This is a genomic window from Pedobacter sp. CAN_A7 (genome assembly GCF_015752175.1).
Lineage (GTDB): Bacteria > Bacteroidota > Bacteroidia > Sphingobacteriales > Sphingobacteriaceae > Pedobacter.
Genome location: NZ_JADOUW010000001.1, coordinates 1,254,652 through 1,276,678, shown reverse-complemented (window position 1 = coordinate 1,276,678; position 22,027 = coordinate 1,254,652). Strand labels below are relative to the sequence as shown.

At 41.8% G+C, this 22,027-nt stretch carries 20 protein-coding genes; 11 read left to right on the top strand and 9 right to left on the bottom strand.

The window, feature by feature from the left end; all coding sequences use genetic code 11:
* The first annotated feature begins 35 nt into the window (after positions 1 to 35).
* Positions 36 to 1,256 (top strand): MFS transporter, encoded by a 1,221-nt coding sequence (locus tag IWX76_RS05705; RefSeq protein ID WP_196858889.1) that lies wholly within the window; start codon positions 36 to 38, stop codon positions 1,254 to 1,256.
* 142 nt (positions 1,257 to 1,398) lie between these two features.
* Here IWX76_RS05705 and IWX76_RS05700 read toward each other — a convergent pair whose 3' ends face one another.
* Entirely contained in the window at positions 1,399 to 1,878 is a 480-nt protein-coding gene (locus IWX76_RS05700) for a hypothetical protein (RefSeq protein ID WP_196858888.1), read from the bottom strand.
* Positions 1,879 to 1,914: 36 nt separating this feature from the next.
* Positions 1,915 to 2,319: a hypothetical protein gene (locus IWX76_RS05695; protein ID WP_196858887.1), complete on the bottom strand. Its 405-nt coding sequence runs from the start codon at positions 2,317 to 2,319 to the stop codon at positions 1,915 to 1,917.
* 51 nt (positions 2,320 to 2,370) lie between these two features.
* On the opposite strand from IWX76_RS05695, the gene IWX76_RS05690 reads away from it, so the two are divergent.
* Both IWX76_RS05690 and IWX76_RS05685 read left to right on the top strand, forming a co-directional pair.
* A complete protein-coding gene (locus IWX76_RS05690) occupies positions 2,371 to 3,696 on the top strand; it encodes a cytochrome ubiquinol oxidase subunit I (protein ID WP_196858886.1) in 1,326 nt (441 codons plus the stop codon).
* A gap of 2 nt (positions 3,697 to 3,698) precedes the next feature.
* Entirely contained in the window at positions 3,699 to 4,724 is a 1,026-nt protein-coding gene (locus tag IWX76_RS05685) for a cytochrome d ubiquinol oxidase subunit II (RefSeq protein WP_196858885.1), read from the top strand.
* Here the strand turns inward: IWX76_RS05685 and IWX76_RS05680 are convergent.
* Positions 4,714 to 5,772, bottom strand: a complete 1,059-nt coding sequence (locus tag IWX76_RS05680) for a 2Fe-2S iron-sulfur cluster-binding protein (protein WP_196858884.1) — start codon at positions 5,770 to 5,772, stop codon at positions 4,714 to 4,716. The two genes, IWX76_RS05685 and IWX76_RS05680, sit on opposite strands and share 11 nt — an antisense overlap.
* A gap of 189 nt (positions 5,773 to 5,961) precedes the next feature.
* Between IWX76_RS05680 and IWX76_RS05675 the strand changes: the two genes are divergently transcribed.
* Positions 5,962 to 8,751, top strand: a complete 2,790-nt coding sequence (locus IWX76_RS05675; RefSeq protein WP_196858883.1) for an outer membrane beta-barrel family protein — start codon at positions 5,962 to 5,964, stop codon at positions 8,749 to 8,751.
* Between the two features lie 2 nt (positions 8,752 to 8,753).
* Entirely contained in the window at positions 8,754 to 9,536 is a 783-nt protein-coding gene (locus IWX76_RS05670; RefSeq protein ID WP_196858882.1) for a GLPGLI family protein, read from the top strand.
* A 35-nt stretch (positions 9,537 to 9,571) separates the two neighbouring features.
* On the opposite strand, the gene IWX76_RS05665 is transcribed toward IWX76_RS05670, so the two are convergent.
* Complete coding sequence (locus IWX76_RS05665; RefSeq protein WP_196858881.1) at positions 9,572 to 10,699, bottom strand: aldo/keto reductase; 1,128 nt, start codon at positions 10,697 to 10,699, stop codon at positions 9,572 to 9,574.
* A gap of 253 nt (positions 10,700 to 10,952) precedes the next feature.
* Between IWX76_RS05665 and IWX76_RS05660 the strand changes: the two genes are divergently transcribed.
* Positions 10,953 to 12,098 (top strand): metallophosphoesterase family protein, encoded by a 1,146-nt coding sequence (locus IWX76_RS05660; protein ID WP_196858880.1) that lies wholly within the window; start codon positions 10,953 to 10,955, stop codon positions 12,096 to 12,098.
* On the opposite strand, the gene IWX76_RS05655 is transcribed toward IWX76_RS05660, so the two are convergent.
* Positions 12,075 to 12,356, bottom strand: coding sequence for a hypothetical protein (locus IWX76_RS05655; protein ID WP_196858879.1), 282 nt, complete (start codon positions 12,354 to 12,356; stop codon positions 12,075 to 12,077). The genes IWX76_RS05660 and IWX76_RS05655 overlap by 24 nt on opposite strands.
* Before the next feature lie 70 nt (positions 12,357 to 12,426).
* Here IWX76_RS05655 and IWX76_RS05650 point away from each other — a divergent pair, with 70 nt between their 5' ends.
* The gene (locus IWX76_RS05650) at positions 12,427 to 13,119 is read left to right on the top strand and encodes a pseudouridine synthase (protein WP_196858878.1); all 693 of its coding nucleotides are present in this window, start codon (positions 12,427 to 12,429) and stop codon (positions 13,117 to 13,119) included.
* On the opposite strand, the gene IWX76_RS05645 is transcribed toward IWX76_RS05650, so the two are convergent.
* Positions 13,109 to 14,887: a hypothetical protein gene (locus IWX76_RS05645; protein ID WP_196858877.1), complete on the bottom strand. Its 1,779-nt coding sequence runs from the start codon at positions 14,885 to 14,887 to the stop codon at positions 13,109 to 13,111. The two genes, IWX76_RS05650 and IWX76_RS05645, sit on opposite strands and share 11 nt — an antisense overlap.
* Positions 14,888 to 15,412: 525 nt before the next feature.
* On the opposite strand from IWX76_RS05645, the gene IWX76_RS05640 reads away from it, so the two are divergent.
* From IWX76_RS05640 to hemN, 4 genes are all read left to right on the top strand, one after another.
* Entirely contained in the window at positions 15,413 to 16,597 is a 1,185-nt protein-coding gene (locus tag IWX76_RS05640; RefSeq protein WP_196858876.1) for a PAS domain-containing sensor histidine kinase, read from the top strand.
* Complete coding sequence (locus IWX76_RS05635; protein ID WP_196858875.1) at positions 16,598 to 17,656, top strand: response regulator; 1,059 nt, start codon at positions 16,598 to 16,600, stop codon at positions 17,654 to 17,656.
* An 80-nt stretch (positions 17,657 to 17,736) separates the two neighbouring features.
* Positions 17,737 to 18,189, top strand: coding sequence for a lactate dehydrogenase (locus tag IWX76_RS05630; RefSeq protein WP_196858874.1), 453 nt, complete (start codon positions 17,737 to 17,739; stop codon positions 18,187 to 18,189).
* The gene (hemN, locus tag IWX76_RS05625; protein ID WP_196858873.1) at positions 18,179 to 19,543 is read left to right on the top strand and encodes an oxygen-independent coproporphyrinogen III oxidase; all 1,365 of its coding nucleotides are present in this window, start codon (positions 18,179 to 18,181) and stop codon (positions 19,541 to 19,543) included. The genes IWX76_RS05630 and hemN overlap by 11 nt, the downstream gene beginning before the upstream one ends.
* A gap of 7 nt (positions 19,544 to 19,550) precedes the next feature.
* Here the strand turns inward: hemN and IWX76_RS05620 are convergent, their stop codons facing one another.
* From IWX76_RS05620 to ccoG, 3 genes are read right to left on the bottom strand one after another with little or no spacing between them, the layout of a single operon-like run.
* Positions 19,551 to 20,234: a sulfite exporter TauE/SafE family protein gene (locus tag IWX76_RS05620; RefSeq protein ID WP_196858872.1), complete on the bottom strand. Its 684-nt coding sequence runs from the start codon at positions 20,232 to 20,234 to the stop codon at positions 19,551 to 19,553.
* The gene (locus IWX76_RS05615; protein WP_196858871.1) at positions 20,234 to 20,656 is read right to left on the bottom strand and encodes a FixH family protein; all 423 of its coding nucleotides are present in this window, start codon (positions 20,654 to 20,656) and stop codon (positions 20,234 to 20,236) included. The genes IWX76_RS05620 and IWX76_RS05615 overlap by 1 nt, the downstream gene beginning before the upstream one ends.
* A gap of 4 nt (positions 20,657 to 20,660) precedes the next feature.
* Positions 20,661 to 22,025 carry a cytochrome c oxidase accessory protein CcoG gene (gene ccoG / locus IWX76_RS05610; RefSeq protein ID WP_196858870.1) on the bottom strand — a complete coding sequence of 455 codons (1,365 nt, stop codon included), beginning with the start codon at positions 22,023 to 22,025 and terminating at the stop codon, positions 20,661 to 20,663.
* Positions 22,026 to 22,027: the final 2 nt, after the last annotated feature.

Here is a 22,027-nt window from a genome sequence, read left to right as displayed (position 1 = left end):
ATCTGAATTGACAAATTTTATGGAGCACCGGCACAATGGGAATTAACGTTATTGCAGCAACTTATAAAGAATCCTTTAGCGGCCTGAGCAGGGAAACCTGGTTGTTAAGTATCGTTATGCTCATCAACCGCAGCAGTTATATGGCGGTGCCCTTTATGAGCCTCTACGTTACCCAATTTTTACACCGGCCAGCATCTGATGCCGGATTAATCATTACTTTATTCGGATTGGGCTCCATTTTAGGTGCTACAGCTGGGGGTAAGTTTACGGACATGTTTGGTTTCCGGACCGTACAGATTTTTAGCACTTTAACAGGTGGTGCGCTCTTCATTTTTTTTTCTACCATCAGGCATTTTGAAACCCTGTGTTTCCTCACCCTGGTCATCAGCTTCTTCTCTGAGGCATTCAGGCCGGCCAACTTTGCGGCTATTGCCAGTTATGCCACACCAGGCACCGAAACCCGTTCCTATTCCCTTAACCGACTGGCCGTTAACCTGGGTTGGGCGGTAGGGAGCAGTATTGGCGGCATCATCGCCTCGTTTAACTATCAATTGTTATTTATTGTCGATGGTACGGTAAGTATACTGTCTGGGCTGGCTATTCTTTATTGGTTACCCGTGGTGAGAGGTTATAGAAAAGCGATAAAAGATAAATTAAAAGGTATCGTGGTACGCATGCCCTGGCAGGACGCGCTTTTTATCAGGTTTATCTTGTTAAATACCTTGTTCACCACATGTTTTTTTCTGATGTTCAGGGTAGTACCTTTGTTTTTTAAAGAGGTATGGCACCTGGACGAGTCTTTAATTGGTCTGGTGTTGGGACTCAACGGACTTATTATCGCAGCATTTGAAATGGTGATGATCAGTAAGATCGAAAACAAGCGGACACCGATGTACTATATTATAGTGGGGGTAATATTGGTTGCCTTGGCTTATTTATTATTGCTGATCCCTAAAACGGCACCTCTGCTTGTGGCCTTACTCTGCACAGTAATCTTCACGTTTGGCGAAATGTTCTCTCTGCCCTTTATTAATACTTTTGTTATTAGTCGCAGCAATGAATTTAACCGCGGTCAATACGCAGCAGGTTATACCTTAAGCTGGTCGGTAGCACAAGTAGTTGGTCCTACGGCAGGTTTCTATCTAGCAGAAAAAGCTGGTTATGAGGTGCTGTGGGTAGCTTTGGCAGCTTTATTGGTCTTATGTGCATTTGGGTTCAGCAGGTTGGTCATGCCAAAATCTTATGCCGAAGAGTAGGCAAGCCACATGAAAATGGGAATAGATTGGAAAAATGTAGATAAAGAAAACGGGGATATTCCGTCCGAAATACCCCCGCTTAAATTAACGCTCTCGGTAATATAAACGTGTCTATATTCACCTTATTGTATGGCTTTAAAAATTATTTTGGATCGTTTTTCTCTTTTCTTAAAAAGAAGTATTCCGACTGGTGGTCAAGATACTGCTGGAAGTCTGCAGTGGCTTGCAGGTCATCCGGTGTTTGCTTAAATTCCTCAGGAGTGATGAACGACCAGGTGACCTGGTTTTCATTTTCTACGCCATGGATCCGGATGGGGAAGTGCATCACATGCTGCTCTAAAAATTCCCTTTTGCTTGCCGCCCAAGCGTTGTTATCACCCAGGTTAACAGGCCAGGTATATAATCTATGAGCTTCCCTACTATTAACGCCATCATATAAGTAACACGACAATTTAGAAATCAGGTCTGATATTTTAAGGTTTTCTATAGTTCCGATGGCCTTGTTATCTTCTTCAGTAACCACCAAAGCCCTGGCGGTAAAGTAGGCAACATTTGTTTCCGTGTCGTTTTCCTGTTGCAGGCTTTCGGTAAAGACTAATTTTCCTTTTTTAAACAAAGTCATCTGTAATAAAATATAAATAAATTTAGGATGGTTAAATTAGGAAATTATGGTTTCCTTTTTCTTTTCTTCAATGGCAAGTTCTTCTTTTTTAGTGATGATCTTCTCTTTTTTTAAGTCGATGCGGATAATGTTATACAAACTCATGTAAATATTAGCAATCCATACTAAGGAGAAACCGGCAATCAGGTAACCCCGCCAGTCGGTCAGGTAGAGTTGGTAACCTGTAATAAACAGCATAAATAACGTTACATAATGGCTAAAACAATACTCACAGGTTAACAAGTAGAAAAATTTTCTTTTAAGCAGTTTCTTGTCTTCTTGAGAGCGCTTTACGCAATACTCTCGTGGCTCACGGAAAACTTCTTCATGAGTCACCGTCCACGACATACACGCGATGGGAATAGCGAGTATGAACAGCCAGTATATTGGTTCTTCTTGCATATAGTAATTACAACGTTTATTCGTATTTTGTTTTTTTTAATAACTGCTCTTATGGATGATCTTTTAGCCGCCAGGCTCCAGATGGCTTTTTCTCTTGGTTTTCACATTATTTTTGCCTGTATTGGTATGGTGATGCCATTTTTTATGATGGTCTCCCACTTGATCTGGTTAAAAACTAAAAAAGCTGTATATCTTGATGTCACTAAGGCCTGGAGTAGAGGTGTAGCTATCTTTTTTGCTACCGGGGCCGTTTCAGGTACCGTACTGTCATTTGAATTGGGATTGCTGTGGCCAAAATTTATGGAGCATGCTGGACCAATATTTGGGATGCCTTTTTCCCTGGAAGGTACAGCCTTTTTTATTGAGGCCATTGCGTTAGGCTTTTATTTGTATGGTTGGAACAGGCTTAAACCCTGGTTTCATTGGGCAACGGGTGTGGTTGTTGGCATCAGTGGCATCGCTTCTGGAATTCTTGTCATCGCTGCAAACGCCTGGATGAATAGTCCGGCTGGTTTTGATTATGTGAATGGCCAATACCTCAATATAGATCCCATGGCAGCCATGTTTAACGATGCCTGGTTTTCGCAAGCGTTACACATGTCTATTGCTGCCTTTGTATCAACCGGTTTTGCCGTTGCGGGTGTTCATTCCCTCATGATCCTGAAAGGTAAAAATGTGTTGTTTCACCAAAAGGCTTTTAAAATTGCAGCCATATTTGCCACCATTGCCGCTTGTTTACAACCCATTAGTGGCGATATTTCTGCAAAAGACGTTGCCCAACGTCAACCAGCTAAACTTGCTGCTATGGAAGCGCATTTCCATACCGAAAGCAATGCCCCCTTAATTATTGGAGGTATCCCTGATACGGCCAGCAAAACCGTAAACTACGCCATCAGGATTCCGGGTTTATTGAGTTTTATGGCCCATGGTGATGTGGATGCTGAAGTCATCGGACTGGATCGAATCCCTAAAGACGAGCAACCACCCATAGCTGTTACCCATTATGCTTTCCAGGTGATGGTAGGCCTGGGCATGCTCATGGTGGGCCTGGCCATATTATATTTTATAGCCTTATGGAAAAAGAAAAACTGGCTGCAGCAAAAATGGCTGCTCAAATTATTTGTTTTCAGCACGCCATTAGGCTTTATTGCGCTGGAAGCCGGTTGGACGGTCACTGAAGTGGGCCGGCAGCCCTGGATCATCCATGGCGTCATGCGTACCGCCGATGCGTTAACACCAATGCCAGGCATCCGCTATTCGTTTTACCTTTTCACCCTGGTCTACCTGTCGCTGTTTGTCATCGTTACTTTTCTCCTGTACCGCCAAATTACCATGGTGGGAACCTTGTACGATTCAGAAACTAAACCAAAACACTAATCATGATATACGTTGTTGTCATTTTTTTATGGATAGCCATTCTTTTGTACCTTTTGTTAGGTGGAGCAGATTTTGGTGCCGGTATTATCGAATTATTCTCCCGTAAATCGGAAAGAGCTACGACCAGAAAAACAATGTATGAGGCTATAGGGCCTATTTGGGAGGCTAACCACATGTGGCTCATCATTGCTGTGGTCATTCTTTTTGTCGGCTTTCCTGTTATCTATACCACGGTCTCTGTATACCTGCATATTCCGCTGGTGTGTATGCTCCTGGGTATTATCGCCCGTGGAACAGCATTTGTTTTTAGAAACTACGATGCCGTAAGAGATGATATGCAGAAACTGTACTCTTCTATTTTTGTTTATTCCAGTTTAATTACACCCTTTTTTTTAGGAATCATAGCGGCTAGTGCCGTATCAGGGGCTATAGACCGTGATGCCAATGATTTCTTGGTGGCCTATGTATACAGTTGGTTAAACTGGTTTTCCGTAAGTGTGGGTATTTTTACCGTTTGCATTTGTGCTTACCTTGCTGCGGTATTTATAATTGGCCAGACTAAGGATATGGCCGATAAAAACATATTTATCAGAAAAGCAAAAGCTGCCGCCCTTGCTGTGTTTTTTTCAGGGGCATTGGTATTTATAGCCGCTACGCTGGCCGGTATTCCTTTGTTATCCTGGATATTTGGCCATCCTGTAGGTATAGTCGCCATCGTGTCAGCCAGTATTTCCTTGTTGGTCATGCTGAACCGTTTGCGAACCGGTACCAAAGCATTGATCCGCTTGCTGGCAGGTTTCCAGGTCACCATGATTTTGTTTGCCGCTACCTATTCTCACTTTCCAAATATCCTGTTATTTAAAGATGGTGAGGCATTATCGCTACTGGAACACCAGGGGCAAACAAAAACGATCGACCTGTTAGGTTATGCGCTCTTAATAGGCAGTTTATTTATTCTGCCTGCATTAGTGTACCTGATTTATGTCTTTCAGGAAAAAAAAGCCGAGGTTCATCGCATTAACCGATAACAATATGGGTATTATTGGCTGTCGGATGTCCGGTGCAGATCAATACCCTTCCATTTTCAATTTCTTCATCGGTTAACACTTCATTATATTCCATCCTCACACCTCCTGAAGTACAGGTAGCTGTGCAGGTACTACACATTCCAGCTCTACAACTATAGGGCAGGTTAATATTTTGATCTAAGGCCACATCAAGTATTCTTTTATAATAAGGAACCTCCAGGTGATGGGTTTTGCCCTGGTAGTCGATCATTACCGTATAGGTGTTGGTATCTTTCGGGGCTTTTTCCGTCATGTCGTCCTCATCCACTTCGTCTTCCGGAATAAAGTAGGTTTCTCTTTTTATCTGTTCCTGAGGGAAACCAAGGGCACGCAAGGTAATTCTGCACAGCACCATATAATTAATGGGCCCACAGGTGTAAAACAAAGCGTCTTCTTTATTATACTCCAAAAATGTGTTTACGATATTTTCGATGCGAACATTGTTCAATCGTGCTTTAAGGAGGTTTTTAGTGTCGCTAAAAATGTAGATTACTTTCAGGCGTTCCGGATAATTTTGCTCCCAAACTTTTAACTCCTCATAAAACAGGGTGTCGTTTACCGTTTTATTGCTGTAAACCAATACCACTTTTGCAGCCTCATCTGCCAACAGGGCAGTTTTCAATATGGCATAGATGGGTGTAATGCCTATACCAGCAGCAAATAAAAACACCGTACGTTTTAACGAGGGCAGGGGTGTGTAAGTAAAAATGCCGCTGGGTTGTAGCGCCTGGAGCACATCACCTATCCCTATTTTATGGTGAAGAAACTTGGTGATCTCGCCATTTTCCACCAATTTAACGGCAATGGTAAGAGGCTCATCCATAAAGGGCGTGCTGCAGATAGAATACGACCTGCGAATTTCTTTACCGTTAATTATAAATGAAAAAACCAGGAACTGGCCAGGTTGATAGGTAATCTTTTGTCCGTCTACAGCTACAAATTTGATAACTACGTTGTCGCCGGGCATCAGCTGATGGTCTACAATTTTAAGTGCGGTTGTCTCTGTCATACTTTATTTCCCTTTACGCAATGAAGCTATCACGATTACATCATTCGCAAAGATCGTCATCTCCATCAAATATACGAAACCTTGTTCACGATAGCATACGCTTAACTTTGGGATTAAATGTGTTAAATTATGTTAAAATAATTTAAGTGCTTAAAATTTATATTAGTTTCGTTATAAGATATTCCAAGTATGAAAACGCTTCTCCTTCTGTTACTTGCCAGCTTTTGCTGCACCTCCATGTATGCTCAAAAAAACCATATCGTTAAAGGATATGTTGTTGATACAGCTTACACCACAAAACTTGTCAACGCCTCTGTATCGGTATTAAATGCCAAAGATTCTACCCTGGTTAACTTTTCGCGGGTCAGTAGCTCAGGTGCTTTTTATATTGGTAACTTACAGCCTGGTCCGTTTATTTTAATGGTTACTTACCCGTCATATGCCGATTATGTGGACCGTTTTCAAATAGATGCTGGCACTAACGAGAAAGATTTCGGCAAAATAAACCTTACACTGAAGGCAAAACTTCTGCAAGATGTGATCATCAGGGGTACTGCTGGTGCTATAAAGATCAAAGGCGATACCACCGAATTTAATGCCGCTGCTTTCACCATACAGCCTAATTCTAAAGTAGAAGACTTACTTAAACAGTTACCAGGTATACAGGTGGACAAGGATGGTAAAATTACTGCCCAGGGACAAACAGTGAGTAAAGTGTTAGTCGACGGTGAGGAATTCTTTGGCGATGACCCCACGCTGGTCACCAAGAATATTCGTGGCGATATGGTTGATAAAGTACAGTTGTTTGATAAAAAAAGCGATCAGGCTACCTTTACCGGTATCGATGATGGCGTTCAAAACAAAACATTGAACATTAAATTAAAGGAAGACAAAAAACAGGGGTACTTTGGAAAGGTGGATGTAGGGTTGGCCACCGATGAAATTTACACCGGACAGGCGATGTTCAACTACTTTAAAGGTAAAAAGAAGTTTTCCGGTTATGGTACGCTAGGCAATACAGGTGTGATGGGCCTGGGCTGGGAAGATGGCAATAAATATGGCGCTTCGTCAAATATGGAATTTAACGACGATGGCATGATCTATATCTCCAGCGGACAGGATGCACTGGAATCTTTCAATGGCCGGTACAATGGGGAGGGAATTCCCGTGGCCAGAACAGGGGGACTGCATTACGATGCTAAATGGAATGACGATAAAGAATCTATCAATACCAATTATAAAATAGGATCACTCGATGTAACTGGCGCAAAAAATACCAGGATTCAAAATAACCTGCCCAGCGGATTAATCATTAGTAATTCTGATCAGGTGTTCGACAACTTTGCTTTTCGGCAAAAACTCGACGGGATCTACGAGATAAAACTGGACTCTACCTCTTCCTTAAAAGTAAGTGTAGATGGAACCTTAAAAAATAATGAAGCCATCAGTAATTACCAGTCCACCAGCACCCGGGGTAATGATGTACTGCTGAATACGAGTGACCGCGAAGTGAGTAATGATACGGACGAGAAAATATTTAAAGCAACCGCTTTCTGGAACAAAAGGTTTAAGAAAAAGGGGCGGAGTGTTTCCGTAAATGTTAGCGGAAACATTAATGAATCAGATGCTAATGGCTTCCTGAAGTCAGAAAATGGGTTCTATAACCAAAACGGTTTGTTAGACAGCACCAGTATTATTGATCAGTACAAAGTGAATAAAATATCCACTAAAGTATTCACCTCAAACCTAACTTACTCAGAGCCTATTAGTACAAACTTTTCTGTGGTGTTAAACTATGGACTGGGTATTAATAATACAGATCAGGACAGGCGCTCTTACAATGCCAATGCGCCTGGTCAATATACCCTGCTGGATACCGCATTTAGCAACAACTATAAATTGGAGCAGCTTTCTAATCAGGTTGGTGCCGTTTTTAACTATAAAAGTGAAAAAACAATCATCAATTTCGGTACTAAAGTAAGCGCTGTTAATTTCGACCAGCTTGATGTATACACAGGTGAGCACATGGTGCGAAACTTCGTCAACTGGAACCCACAGGCCAGTTACCAATACAAGTTCTCGCAACAAAAATCTTTTCGTTTAAATTATTTAGGGAGAACAACCCAACCTACCATCGACCAAATCCAACCGGTGAGGGTAAATACAGATCCTCTGAACGTTTTCCTGGGCAATCCAAATCTTAAACCTTCCTTTAACAACCGCATAAGTGCCTCCTTTAATTCTTATAAGGTGTTAAGCCAGCGTAATTTGTGGTTAAGTGCTACCTATAGCCTAACCAGTAACCCTATCGTTAGTAATACGCTAACAGATTCAGCAGGTATCAACACCTATCAATCCATAAATTTAAGCGAAAAGCAAACTGCTAACCTGAGTTTATACATGGATTACGGCTTTAAAATTAAACCTCTGGATATGTTTCTTGGCTTTAATGGCAGTATTAATGGCAACACCTATTATAATTATGTGAACACGCAATTGAATGAAACCAAGACTTATAGTTACAATGGCGGGATATACATCAATAAGTATAAAGCCAAAAAATATAGCATGTACCTTCGCTGGAGTCCAAACTATCAGATGACGGAATCCTCTCTCCAAAATAGCCTGAATAATAATGGCTGGGGATACAATGCCAGCGGGCATTTCCAAGTGTTTTTGCCAGGAAAAGTGGAGATAAGCACAGATGGCGAATACCAGTATACCGCCGCAACAGCGTCTTTTGATGATGAATTTAAAAGATTCATCTGGAATGCTTCTTTGACCAAGAAGTTCTTGAAAACTGATAACCTGCGCTTATCCCTATCCGGGAAAGACCTGCTTAACCAGAACAAAGGATTTAGCCGTTTTGCTTATGAAAACAGGTTTACAGAAACAAATAACACCACCATCAAAAGATACTTTATGCTTTCGCTGGTTTGGGATTTTAACAAAATGGGCGGAGCGCCAACACAAAAATAATCATGATGAACTTTAGATATACCCTTAGCACTTTTTTGTTGATCATCGCGGTGAACACTGCTTTCTCGCAAAATGTTCGTTTTCCTACCGAAGGTGTCATTGAATACACTAAAACGGTAAACATGCATGCCCTGATTAAAAGGAATATTTCAAGCATGAATAATAGTTTTTATCAACAGGCATTTGAAGCTTATAAAAAGTCGCAGCCACAATTTAAGGCACTGAAAAGCACTATGAAGTTCGGTGCCGACAAAACGCTTTTTATGCCCTTGGCCACCAAGGAAACGGCATCTGGCGGATTTTTCGGCAATGAACCGGCTGCCAATCAGAATAACACCGTTTATACTGATCTATCCACAGGTCTAACCACCAGTCAGAAATTAGTGTACGAAGACACCTTCCTGGTTAAAGATTCGACAAGGAAAATTACCTGGAAAATCACCGATGAAATGCGCGAAATAGCAGGTTATAACTGCCGGAGGGCCAATGCCATCATGCTGGATTCCATTTATGTTGTCGCCTTTTACACTGATCAGATCCCTGTATCTGGTGGTCCTGAATCCTTTTCAGGGTTGCCAGGAATGATTCTTGGCGTAGCACTGCCGCATGAAAATATGACCTGGTTTGCAACAAAAGTTACAGATGCTGCGGTGCCAGCGAACACGCTTGTTGCACCTGCTAAAGGAAAAGCCATGGATTTGAAAGGTTTTAATACCTACCTTACCGATGCCTTGAAAAGCTGGGGTGATTACGCAAAACCGGCATTAAAAGCGTTTATGCTTTAACAGGCGACGGTTAAAAATGAAAATCATTAAGCTTATTATTTTTTAGTCTGTTCTGCCGATTGTCCAACGTATCGTTTGCCAACAATTTGAATCTTTGAAAGATCAGTGGTCAATTTTTTCAACTCGTTTTCATTGAATTCATAGTTTGCTGCCCACATATTTTCTTGTAAATGTGCTAACTTGGTCGTGCCGGGAATAGGAACTATAAAGGGTTTTTGCGCTAACAGCCAGGCCAGGGCTACTTGTGCTACGCTGAGGCCACGATGATCTCCGAACTCTTTTAAAATATCTATTAACGGCCAATTGGCGATGATTGCCCCTGGCTGATACCGTGGTAAAGTGCCTCTGTTATCATTATTTGCTTGGTATTTAGTGCGTTCATTGATGTATCCGGTAAGTAGGCCACGGCTCAATGGACTATAGGGAACAAAGCCAATGCCCAATTCTTCGCATACTTTAATGACATCGTTCTCCGGACCTCTGGTCATAAGCGAATATTCGCTCTGCAAAGCGGTTACCGGCTGCACTGCATGCGCCTTACGGATATGCTCAGCACTTGCTTCACTCATACCAAAATGCTTTACCTTCCCTTCTTTGATGAGGTCGCTTACAGTTCCCGCTACATCTTCTATAGGTATGTTTGGGTCAACCCGGTGTTGGTATAATAAATCAATATAATCTGTACGTAAACTCTTTAAGGAATGTTCAACCACCTTTCTTATCCTTTTCGGACTGCTGTCCAGGCCAAGGCTTGGTTTGCCTTCAATAAATCCGAACTTGGTCGCCACAATAATATCCTTTCTAAATGGTTCCAATGCTTCACCTACTAATTCTTCATTGAGGAGTGGCCCATAAGCTTCGGCAGTATCAAAAAAATTGACACCTAGATCAGGCGCTTTTCTAATCAATGCGATCATTGCTTTTTTGTCGGGAATAAAACTTCTGTGATAGCTCATTCCCATACAGCCCAGGCCAAGGGCAGACACTTCTAAACTGTGCGCTCCGGAGCCTAGTTTCCTGGTTTTAGCTATCGTTAATGAGTTCTTGCTTTCCGTATTTGGGGTACCGTTGCATCCCATAGCACTAAATGCTGAGGTAGTGAGCAAGGCAGAACCTAATACGGCTCCGCTTTTTAAGAAATCTCTTCTATTGTTCTTTTCCATGGTATTTATGATTAGGGGCAGATTAAAAATTACAGCTGGCCTGTTTGCCAACGAATTTCTGTCAACAAAAGTCCAAAATATGCAGTGATTTATACCTATACAGATTACGGTATTACCTACCTATATTACTGGTGGTGAATAAAGAATAGCCTATCGGAGGGTGCCTGCTTTTGCTGTCTTTCAGTTAAACAATATGCAAATTTAACATGGATATGGTTTTAGATTGAATTGTGTTGATTAAATTTGAATTAATATGTTAACAGTTAAAAACTTCAGCCCTAAACCGGTTTTAAAAAAAGGCGTTCCAGACGATAATTTTAAGATTCTACCCTTGCCAGCTCCAGTAGGGAACTATCCTTATCACCTGAACCTGCCTACGCCCAATGCCGACCAGAACAGCAATCGCCTGGTGTTTAATATGGTGGGCGATACCGGTGGCATCAAGTCGCCAGCATTCCAAAAGCAAATCGCCGAACAAATGGGTAAACAAGTGACCGAAGGCGACCCTGCAAGTCAGTTTTTGTACCACCTGGGCGATATTGTTTATCACTTTGGAGAAAAGGAACAGTATGAACTGCAATTTTTTGAGCCTTATAAAAGTTATCCTGCACCAATTTATGCTATTGCAGGTAACCATGATGCTGATATAAATCCCAATAACCCCATTCCTTATCAAAGCCTGGATGCTTTTACGTCCGTTTTTTGTGAAAAACGCGAAGGTGATCATTATTTTTCAGGGAACGTACAACGTAAAAACCAACACCAGCCTAACATCTACTGGACACTAAATACCGAATTGGCAACGATTATTGGCCTGTATAGTAATGTGCCAAAATTTGGTTACATCAGTACAGAACAAAGAGATTGGTTTATCAAAGAATTAATCCGTGCCGGAGAAATGAATGAAGAGAAAGCAGTGATTGTTTGTTTACACCATTCGCCTTACTCAGCCGATACTAACCATGGTTCCAGTGTAGCTATGATTACCTTTTTAGAAGGTGCTTTTGAAGAAGCAGGTGTTTGGCCAGATATTGTATTTAGCGGCCATGTACATAATTACCAGCATTTTTTAAAAACGTATCCCAACAATAGGAGCATTCCTTTCGTTGTGGCCGGGGCTGGTGGATTTGATGAGTTACATACCCTGGCTACTGTAGCCGATCGCAATTTTACAGCAGACCTACCGCTTTTTGATGGCGTAGAACTGCTGAACTACAGTTTGAGTCAGCATGGGTTTTTAAAAATTATCCTAGAGAAAACGGAACAATCATTTGTTTTGACCTGCGAATATTACACCATGGCGCATGCTGTAAAAGATGATCCAACAGTTACTTTGTACGAACAGTTCAGTGTTGATTTGCGGTCGGCGAATAGGTTAAGTCAGCAGCTGCAAGCCTAATTTATTCATTTCCTTGTTGATGAGCGTTGTGATGTCGGCTGTCACGTCATTGGCAATGTACCAGCGTAACTGGTTTTTCTCGTTATAGGTAATATAAATGACCACATCGTCATAAATAGGGTCTATATATTCCAAATGGCGCAGACTAAAATGCTGGAGCTCCGCGGCTTTTTCCAATAACTTCTGGTTGAGGATTTTAAAGATGAATTGGTTGTCGGCATTTTCTTTAAGCAAGGTGGTCTGTACAGTAATGATCAAGATTCGCGGTTTTTAATGCTCTTGTAAATATAGGTTAAGTTTACAAATGTTATCTTCGGCAAAAAAATATATGCTTGAAATTGTTTACCAGGACGAACATTTAATTGCTATCAATAAACCACACGGCTTATTGGTGCACCGCTCGGTAATCGCTAACGATGCAAAGGAGTTTGCTTTGCAGCTATTAAGGGATCAAATCAACCGTCGGGTAAGTCCGGTACATCGTTTAGATCGGAAAACAGGAGGTTTACTGCTGTTTGCTTTTGAAAAAGATGTAGAAATTGCCATGCACAAACAATTTCAGGAAGGCCTGGTACAGAAACGCTATAAGGCCGTGTTGAGGGGGTATGCGCCCGACAGCCTGGATATCGACTATCCTTTAACCAATGATAATGGGGTAGTGCAGGAATCATTTACCTCTTTTAAAACCCTTGCCCGCGCTGAGCTTAACGTGGCATTCGGTAAACATGAAACCAGCCGTTATTCTTTTGTAGAAGCTGCGCCAACTACAGGCCGTATGCACCAGTTGAGAAAACACTTTGCGCATATATTTTATCCTATTATAGGCGACCGCAAGCATGGCTGTAATAAACAAAACAGGTTTTTTAAAGAGCAATGGGAAATGACCACCATGTTGCTCCATGCATCGGAACTGGAGTTTCTGCACCCGGTAACTGGCGAGAAAATCCAGCTCCATGCTCCGCTTCAGGATGAATTTAAGCGGGTGATGGATTTAATGAGTTGGAGCGACCTTAGCGCGTAGCTAATTTGCTTAAGGCAAGTTCTGCTTGTGCCAGTTGTTGTTGTATTTCCTGTACCGCTTGTTGTGTTTGTAGCTTTAATTCCGGCACCAGGTTCTTATAATAGTTGATGCCTTCTTGTAATTGCTGACTAAACTTGTTAAAATATTTGGCTTTTTTGTCATTTAGGTTGTCCATATGTAAGGCCATGTCTTTTTTCAGATAGTCAAGATATAGGTGCAGTTCATTAATAAACAGGTTTGGCCTATTTACTTCGGCCAGCAGGTTTACGCGACCGTAAATGTGGTTAATCATTTCTGGTAACGTATATTTTCCGGAGAAATACGCAAGATTTGGCCCCGGGCAAATGCTTACCGCAGTACTTTCTTTCGGCTTAAGCATATGGTTCTTTAAATAGGTAGAAGCACATAAACCTTCGCATAAACACACTTTTTCTAATACGGCATCATATTGGCGCTGGTATTCCGCTTCTGCAAGATCCAGGGTCTTTAATTGCTCAGTTTTTAGGTGCTGGTATTTCCTGGAGGCGGTACAAATCGGCTCGCTGGTGAATTCAGTATTGCTCACCAAAAACTTCTTTTTACAAGGACTTCCTGGCCGGCCTTTAGCAATGCGCTCCAGGCGCAGGGTTTCGGCACTGCTCTTGGAGAAATTGTTGAATAATACGCCCAACGGTGAAGAGTTGCTTAGGTAAAAGTCTTTTTCTTCGGCCGTAATTAAGGCATCTAAAGTTTGTTCATCGACATTTGTGGCTTCAGGAACCAGTAAAAACGGACTTCCCCAGCCTGCAGCATCTAACTGGTAATGCTTAAGCAAAAAATCATGCTCTTCGGCTGTACCTATGCCGCCTTGCACAGTAATCTGTTGTATAGGGCGTGTAGCCGTTGTTAATCCTTTACTTTCTAATGCCTGCGTATAAATTGACCATAGCTCTTCGGCAAGCGCAGATCTTTTTTGTTTAAATTCTTCTAATATTGGACCCATCAGAAAACCATCGGTTGCAAAAGCATGCCCTCCGCAGTTTAAACCTGATTCTACCCTGAATTCAGCGATCCATAAACCTCGTTTTGCCAACATTTTTGCCTGAATATAAGCAGAGCGATAATCACTCACTTTTAATATAATCTTTTTTACAGGCACCCCATCTTGCGGGAAAAATGCCGGGCAGCGCTCCATATAAGCAAACAAACGAGGATTAAGCCCTGCAGATATGATGATGGAGGCCTCCAGGTTACTATCTGTAAAACCACGCATAGCGGCAAGCGCATCTGAATAGTCGTCACCTAAAGGTTCGTTTTGGCTGTTCACATTGTTCTTGTCAACTTTCGACATGATGTTCACATCGATGGAACCAGCAGTGACTTGGGTTTTTAGCACCTCAAGCAGGGCTTCACGTTCAGTATCTGGTAAAAGCAATGCCTCCTGATAACGTTTTTTCAATGCAGCCGTTTCTGGCAACAATTGAAAGTATTTTGTCAATTCGCTATCCGCCCTAAAGTCCTGCGCTTTGATGTCGGCAATTTGATTGTTCACTACTTGCTGTAATAAATTAAGGTAGGCAGTGATCCTTTTTGCACGACTGTCCTCTTCCTTTATAGAGATTGGGATGTAGGGGATATGATTTTGTTCTGCATGGAATTTCCGCATCCGTTCTGTTAGCTCGTCATCAACAATAGAAACGACAGAAGAAATGCCATATTTAGCAACCTTTAAAGGGGTGTCAATAGAATAACCTAAACCGAGAACGGGGATGTGAAAAGTATGTGTCATGTTGAAAATAATCATTAATGACCACAAAGTAGCATACAAAAATGACGTAAAAACATGACCAGCGTCACATCATTTTATGTCCTTCGCTACAGTGAGGCTAAGCGGTTTTGAGGCTAAACGCGGGTGTGTTACCGGTTTGAATCTGTTTATTATGTGAGGTTTAATTATAAAGAAATTTTATAGGGATTCGACAGTGGCTCTGAATAAATTTAGGTTGCTTATATGGTGAATCCGTATTCATTAGGGTTCAATATCGACTTTCTGTATGCATAATGTACCCCTAATGTGTCAGGGTGCCAAGTGAATTTTACGATTTTTGCATTAAAACCAAAGCCGTTGGATGAATTTAATTATTGTTTAGGTAAAATGCATTATATTCTTCTCTGAAGTTTGTAAGTCTACAGGTATCACTTTGCTAGTCTCATGCCTATTTCTGAAGGGGCATATTGAAAATGAGGATGTAGAAGCACTGTTGTCAACCGAAATTAAGCCCAATAAATACTTTATATTTGTAAAAATCGAAGTATGGAAAAAGGGAAGCTTTTAAAGGCAATTATCGATAATGCCATTGATGGGATACTTACGATTGATACCAGAGGTGTCATCGAAAGCATCAATCCTGCAGCTTTGAAGCTTTTTGGTTATGATGAGGAGGAGGTGATTGGCAGGAACATCAGTGTATTAATGCCTGAGCCCGATAAAAGTGCACATGATGGTTACCTGCATCGCTACCAGCACACAGGCGAAAAACGCATTATCGGTATTGGGCGTGAGGTGCGGGGCCTGAGAAAAAATGGTTCAACATTTCCTTTCCGGCTGGCGGTAAGCGAAGTTCAATACTTAGATCGAATTATCTATACCGGTTTTATTCACGATTTATCGAAAGAAAAAGAAGCAGAAGAGCGTTTACGCGAATATGCCGCTGAACTGGAAGAGTTGGTAGAAGAGCGTACCCGTTCGTTAAAGAAAACAGTGGTCGCCCTAAAAGAAGCAAAAGAAGAAGTAAGTTTGTCGCTGGTCAAAGAAAAAGAACTTAACCAAATGAAAAGCCGCTTCGTGTCTATGGCTTCACATGAATTTCGCACCCCCTTAAGTTCAGTGCAACTTTCTGCTTCGCTCATTGAAAAATATGCCCAACCCTTTCAAAACCCTAATATTACAAAACATGTTGGCAAGATAAAAAATGCAGTAGGAAACCTGACTACCATTTTAAATGATTTTTTATCCTTAGAACGCCTGGAAGCGGGCAATGTAGAACCTACCTTTGGCAATTTTGATGTGGTTACATTTTCGGAGGAAGTGACCGAAGAAATGCAAATGATTGCCAAGCAGGATCAAAATATTATTTACCAGCATACGGGCATTCAAAGCATCGTCAAGTTGGACCAGAACTTGTTGCGAAACTGCATGATTAACCTGATCAGCAATGCCATAAAATATTCGGGAGAAAACACATTTATAGAATTTAATACCGAAATTACCGACAGCCAGTATTTGATTACGGTTAAAGATAATGGTATCGGGATACCAGAAACGGAACAGGTTTATTTATTCGAGCCGTTTTTTAGGGCCAATAATACCGGTAATATTCCAGGTACGGGACTTGGATTAAACATTGTGCTGCGCTATGCTACCCTGATGAATGGAAAAGTTCATTTTGAAAGCACTATTAATAAAGGAACAACTTTTATACTTTCTTTTCAAATATAGATGAGTAAAATAAAAATACTGATTATAGAGGATAACAACGACATCAGAGAAAGTACGGCAGAAATTCTGATGCTGGCAGACTACGAAGTGATGGAAGCTAAAAATGGGAAGATAGGGGTAGAACTGGCTACTACCCATTTGCCTGATCTTATTCTCTGCGACATCATGATGCCCGAATTGGATGGCTACGGGGTGTTGTACCTACTTAATAAAAACCCGCAGACTTCATCGACACCTTTTATTTTCCTGACAGCCAAAGCCGAGCGTATTGATATGCGCAAAGGGATGGAAATGGGCGCAGATGATTACCTGACCAAACCATTCGATGATGTGGAATTGCTGAATGCCATAGAAAGCAGGTTGGTTAAAAAAGACAAACAAAAAGCTTTTTATAGTAAATCTTTGGAGCAATTGAGCGGACTGATTGGAAATACCACCGGTTTAAATGCCCTTCAAAAGTTAGTGGCCGAACGTAAGGTACGCCAGATTAAAAAGAAACAAGTTATATATTACGAAGGTGATCATGTGACGGGCATTTTTCTGGTGATCCAGGGAAAGGTAAAAACCGTGAAGCTCAATGAGGACGGGCGCCAATTAATGACTGGAATCTATGGCGAGGAAGAATATTTTGGAATTACCAGTTTATTGCTTCAGGAGCCCTATGCAGAAACGGCAGAGGCCTTGGAAGATACCACCATTTGTTTATTGCCTAAAGAGATGATGGAAGAACTGTTAAATCAGTATCCAGACCTGGGCCGTAAGTTTATTAAAATACTTTCCAACCACCTGCTCGATAAAGAGGAGCAATTGATGCAGCTGGCCTATCATTCGGTGAGGAAACGATTATCAGAAGTTTTAATTCGTTTGGCAAAACAAGAAAAATCAGGTGAACCAGTGGTCTTGAAGGTTTCGCGCGATAACCTGGCTGCCCTTGCAGGCATGGCTACAGAAACCGTGAGTCGCATATTGAGCGACTTTAAAGAGGAGAGTATCATTGAAAGAAAAGGAAGCCAGATTCAGATTATGGACTTTAAGCGGTTGCAGCAAATGAAAAACTGATCAGCATCATATTTCTTATTGATGTAACGCATTCCCTTTTTGAGGCGGTCTCTTTATTTTTGATCATTAAAAGATCAAGCATGAGAGTAGTAGCCTATAGTATAAAATCTTCTGAAAAAGAGCCACTGGCCATCGCCAACCGAAAAAAGCATGAAATCACTTTAATTTCTAATGCTTTGAGTGAGGCTACTGCTATTTATGCGCAGGGAAAAGAGGCCGTCATTGTTTACGATGGCGATGTGGTTAATGCCAGGGTGATTAACATGCTTGCTGACCTAGGTATTAAATACATTACTACCCGATCTACTTCTACCCATCATATTGATGAGCAGGCTGCCGAAAAAAGGCAGATCAAGCTGGCCTATGTGCCAGCGGCTTGTATAGACCAACTTTCTAACGAACCTTTGTTAACCGCATTAGCTGCAGAAACCATCAACAACCTGGATAAATGGCAGGGAAATCGTTGTTTAGGTTCGGCATGTATCTGTTCGGCAAGTTGTTGTGGACCATTAAATACAGATCATGAACACTAAATCATTAATACAGAAATATAATGTGGCGGCACCCCGCTACACCAGTTATCCAACAGTTCCATATTGGGATGAGGCAACATTTAATCGGGAAAACTGGGCAAATGCAGTGGTTAGCACTTTTAACCAGAGCAATGCCAGTGATGGCATTAGTGTATACATCCACCTTCCATTTTGTGAAAGCTTGTGTACCTATTGTGGCTGCAACACCAGAATTACCGTAAATCATAAAGTTGAAGAACCCTATATTGCTACTGTTTTAAAAGAATGGTCGCATTACGTTGCTTTGTTTAAAGACAGGCCACTCATTAAAGAATTGCACCTGGGCGGTGGTACGCCGACATTTTTTAGTGCAGATAACCTTAGGCTGTTAATCGACGGCATTTTTGCCCTGGCAGATCGCCATCCCGATGCCGAATTTAGTTTTGAAGGCCATCCTGGCAATACCCGTAAAGACCACCTGGATACTTTATATGATTTAGGTTTTAAACGACTGAGCCTGGGAATACAGGATTTTGACCCCAGGGTGCAGTTGATTATTAACCGCATTCAAAGTTATGGTGAAGTGGAAATTGCTACCCAGCTGGCCAGAGCCGCCGGTTATACTTCAGTAAACTACGACCTTATTTATGGTTTGCCCCTGCAAACCCTGGAAGGTCTGCAGGAAACCATCGCATCGGTCATACAACTGAAACCAGACCGTATTGCCTATTACAGTTATGCACATGTGCCCTGGGTTAAACCCGGACAAAGAAGGTATACCGAAAAAGACTTGCCGTCGGCAGCTTTAAAGCAACAGCTTTATGAAACAGGGCGGGAGCTATTGAAAGCTGGTGGTTACACCGAAGTAGGTATGGATCACTTTACGCTAACCAGCGATACCTTGTATACAGCTGCAGAAGAAGGGAGTTTACACCGTAACTTTATGGGTTATACCCACCAATATAGTCGCCTGATGATTGGTTTAGGCGTATCATCCATAAGTGATACCTGGACTGGTTTTGCGCAGAACGTTAAAAAGGTGGAGGAATACACTGCATTGGTGAATGCGGGAGAGATCCCTGTATTTAAAGGCCATATCTTAGATGAAACCGATTTAATATTACGTCAGCATATCCTGAACATCATGTGTAAAGGCGAAACATCATGGGAATTGCCAACCGAACAACATCCTGATTTTTATGAAGGACTAGAGCGAATGGAATTATTGGCGCTTGATGGATTAGTAGCGATAGAAGCAAGCAGTTTGAAGGTTACAGAAAAAGGAAAGCGTTTTTTAAGAAATATATGTATGACCCTGGATGCCCGTTTATGGCGCAACCAACCCACTACACCGTTATTTAGTATGGCCGATTAAATGTGGGTTATCCACATTCGGCCACACTAGTGGTTTGTTTAGCCGGACTTACATAAGGGATATCTAAATTCATACCCCGTAATAAAAACCAGCAACCCAGAAAGAGCATCATAAAGGGAATAACCTTATTGATGCGCTGACGAACCAGGGTTCCGGTAAATCCCATACCGATGGTAGCCAACAGCATAAGGGGTGCGGTACCTACGCCGAACCAAAACATATAACCTACCGCAAGTTGTACATTGCCTGTATTTAATGCGCCAGCCAGGGCCAGGTACACAAAGCCACAAGGCAAAAGTCCATTGATCATTCCAATAATTAAGTGATTGGCTTTATTTTTTAAGGCATACCCAAACAGTTTGTTAAATGGCTGAAGCAGGAAAGAGCCGCCACCGGAAACCGAAAACTTAAAAATTCTGGAACAAGCAGCAGCAATGATTAATACACCTGTGAAAATGCTAATCCCTTGTTGCAGGCCCGACATCCATATTTGGCGGCCTATTAAACCGATTATTACTCCTAAAACGCAATACGATATGATACGGCCAGCCTGGTACATCACTTTGTCTAGCACTACATGCCCAAGGCCAGGTTTTAAAGAAGGCACTGCAAAAGCCAGTGGGCCGCACATGCCAATACAATGTACACTTCCCAACAGGCCAATCATGAAAGCCAGGTATTGATCGCTCATTATAACATCACCTCCTTTTCGTATAAATAATTCTCACCTTCACTGATCCAATTAACCTGTAGTTTCCAAAGTCCAGGGGCTACCCCTTCTATAGGGATGCTAAATTGGTTCAGGCTATCTGTTTTCAGGACCATGGTTCTATCCAGGGTTTTATCTGCTGTTCTAATCAATCTGATGCTTCCTGTAGCCTGCTGACTGAAGGTAAGGGTGAGCTGCTGGTCTGCAATAACTACACTAGGTGTTGTTCCATCGCGTAACACAGCTGCTTTTTTCTGATACTCCACATTGTAATTGATGCCTTTTTCGTAATAGTCGGCATCAACCAGGTCGTCATTTTTACTGGTCATCATTAAATAGGCAAGTACCATGATAAAAGTCATGAATACGCCTAATCCCAATGCTATTTTATATCCCCAATTCATGTTTTTATTCGTTTGGTGGTGCAATAAAAGTGGTGCTGAAGCGGTCTATTACTTTGCCGCCCGACATCAGTTTAAAGCTGATCTCCGTTTTATATTTTTTGATATTTTGCTGTGGCATGATCACGAAAAAGGTAAGTTTCGCTTGTCCGCCATAACTAAGCTGATCTTCTTTCTGGATGTATTGGATTTTCGCAAGTTGATCATCCGGTACAATTTCAAATTTAAGGTCGCCACTGGTTTTGTTAATTAACTCTGCATTGTAGAGGTTGGTCACCGTTTTCTCTTTATCGCGTAGCTGATAAAGGGTTCCACTTGCCCGGAGCACCGTAGTTTTAACGTCGCTGCGGCTAAGCATCAAGTAGGTTAACACGGTCATGAGCACCAGCAAAACGGCACTGTAACCATAAATTCTGTTGCTTAATTTGAAAGGCTGGCTGTTTTTAATTTCGTCTTCAGATTTAAATCCGATTAAACGTAAAGGACGATTAATTTTTTCCATCACCATGTCGCAGGCATCAATACAGGCGGTACAGTTTACACATTCCATCTGGGTGCCGTTTCTGATGTCTATTCCGGTAGGGCAAACATGTACACATAACTTGCAGTCAATACAATCGCCTACCTTGTTTTCTTCGTCTTTTACCCTTTTGCCACGAGGCTCACCGCGCACATAATCATAAGCGACAATGATACTTTTGTTATCGAGCAAGACGCCTTGTAAGCGACCATATGGACAGGCAACAGTACACACCAGCTCGCGCATTCTGGAAAAGACCAGGTAAAAAAGGATGGTAAAAATACTGATGGAAATAAATCCCGACAGGTGCAGGCTAACCGGTTCGGTAATGATGGTGATTAAGGCTGCTGTACCTATAATATAGGCCAGAAAGATGTTAGCGATAAAAAAGGAGATGAAGAAAAATATAAAGTGTTTAAGTGTTTTTTTATACAGCTTATCCCAGGTGAGGGGAGATTCATCCAGTTTTTTCTGTTTCAGGTAATCGCCTTCGATCCAGTTTTCGATTTTACGGAATACCATTTCCAGGAATATGGTTTGCGGACAAGCCCATCCACAAAATACTCTTCCAAAGACGACGGTAAAGAGTACAATAAATACGATGAAAGTGAGCAAGCCCAATACAAAGAGGTAGAAATCCTGTGGCCAGAAGATAATTCCGAAGAACACAAATTTTCGCTCCAGTACGTTCAGTAAGATCAGCTGTTCGCCGTTTAATTTAAGGAATGGTGCTGCAAAAAGCAGCGCCAGAAAAAAGTAACTAACGGCAGAACGGTACTGGTAGAGTTTTCCTTTGATGATGCGCGGATAGATCCACGTTCTTCCTGATGAACTGCTTGGGCTTGCTGACATGT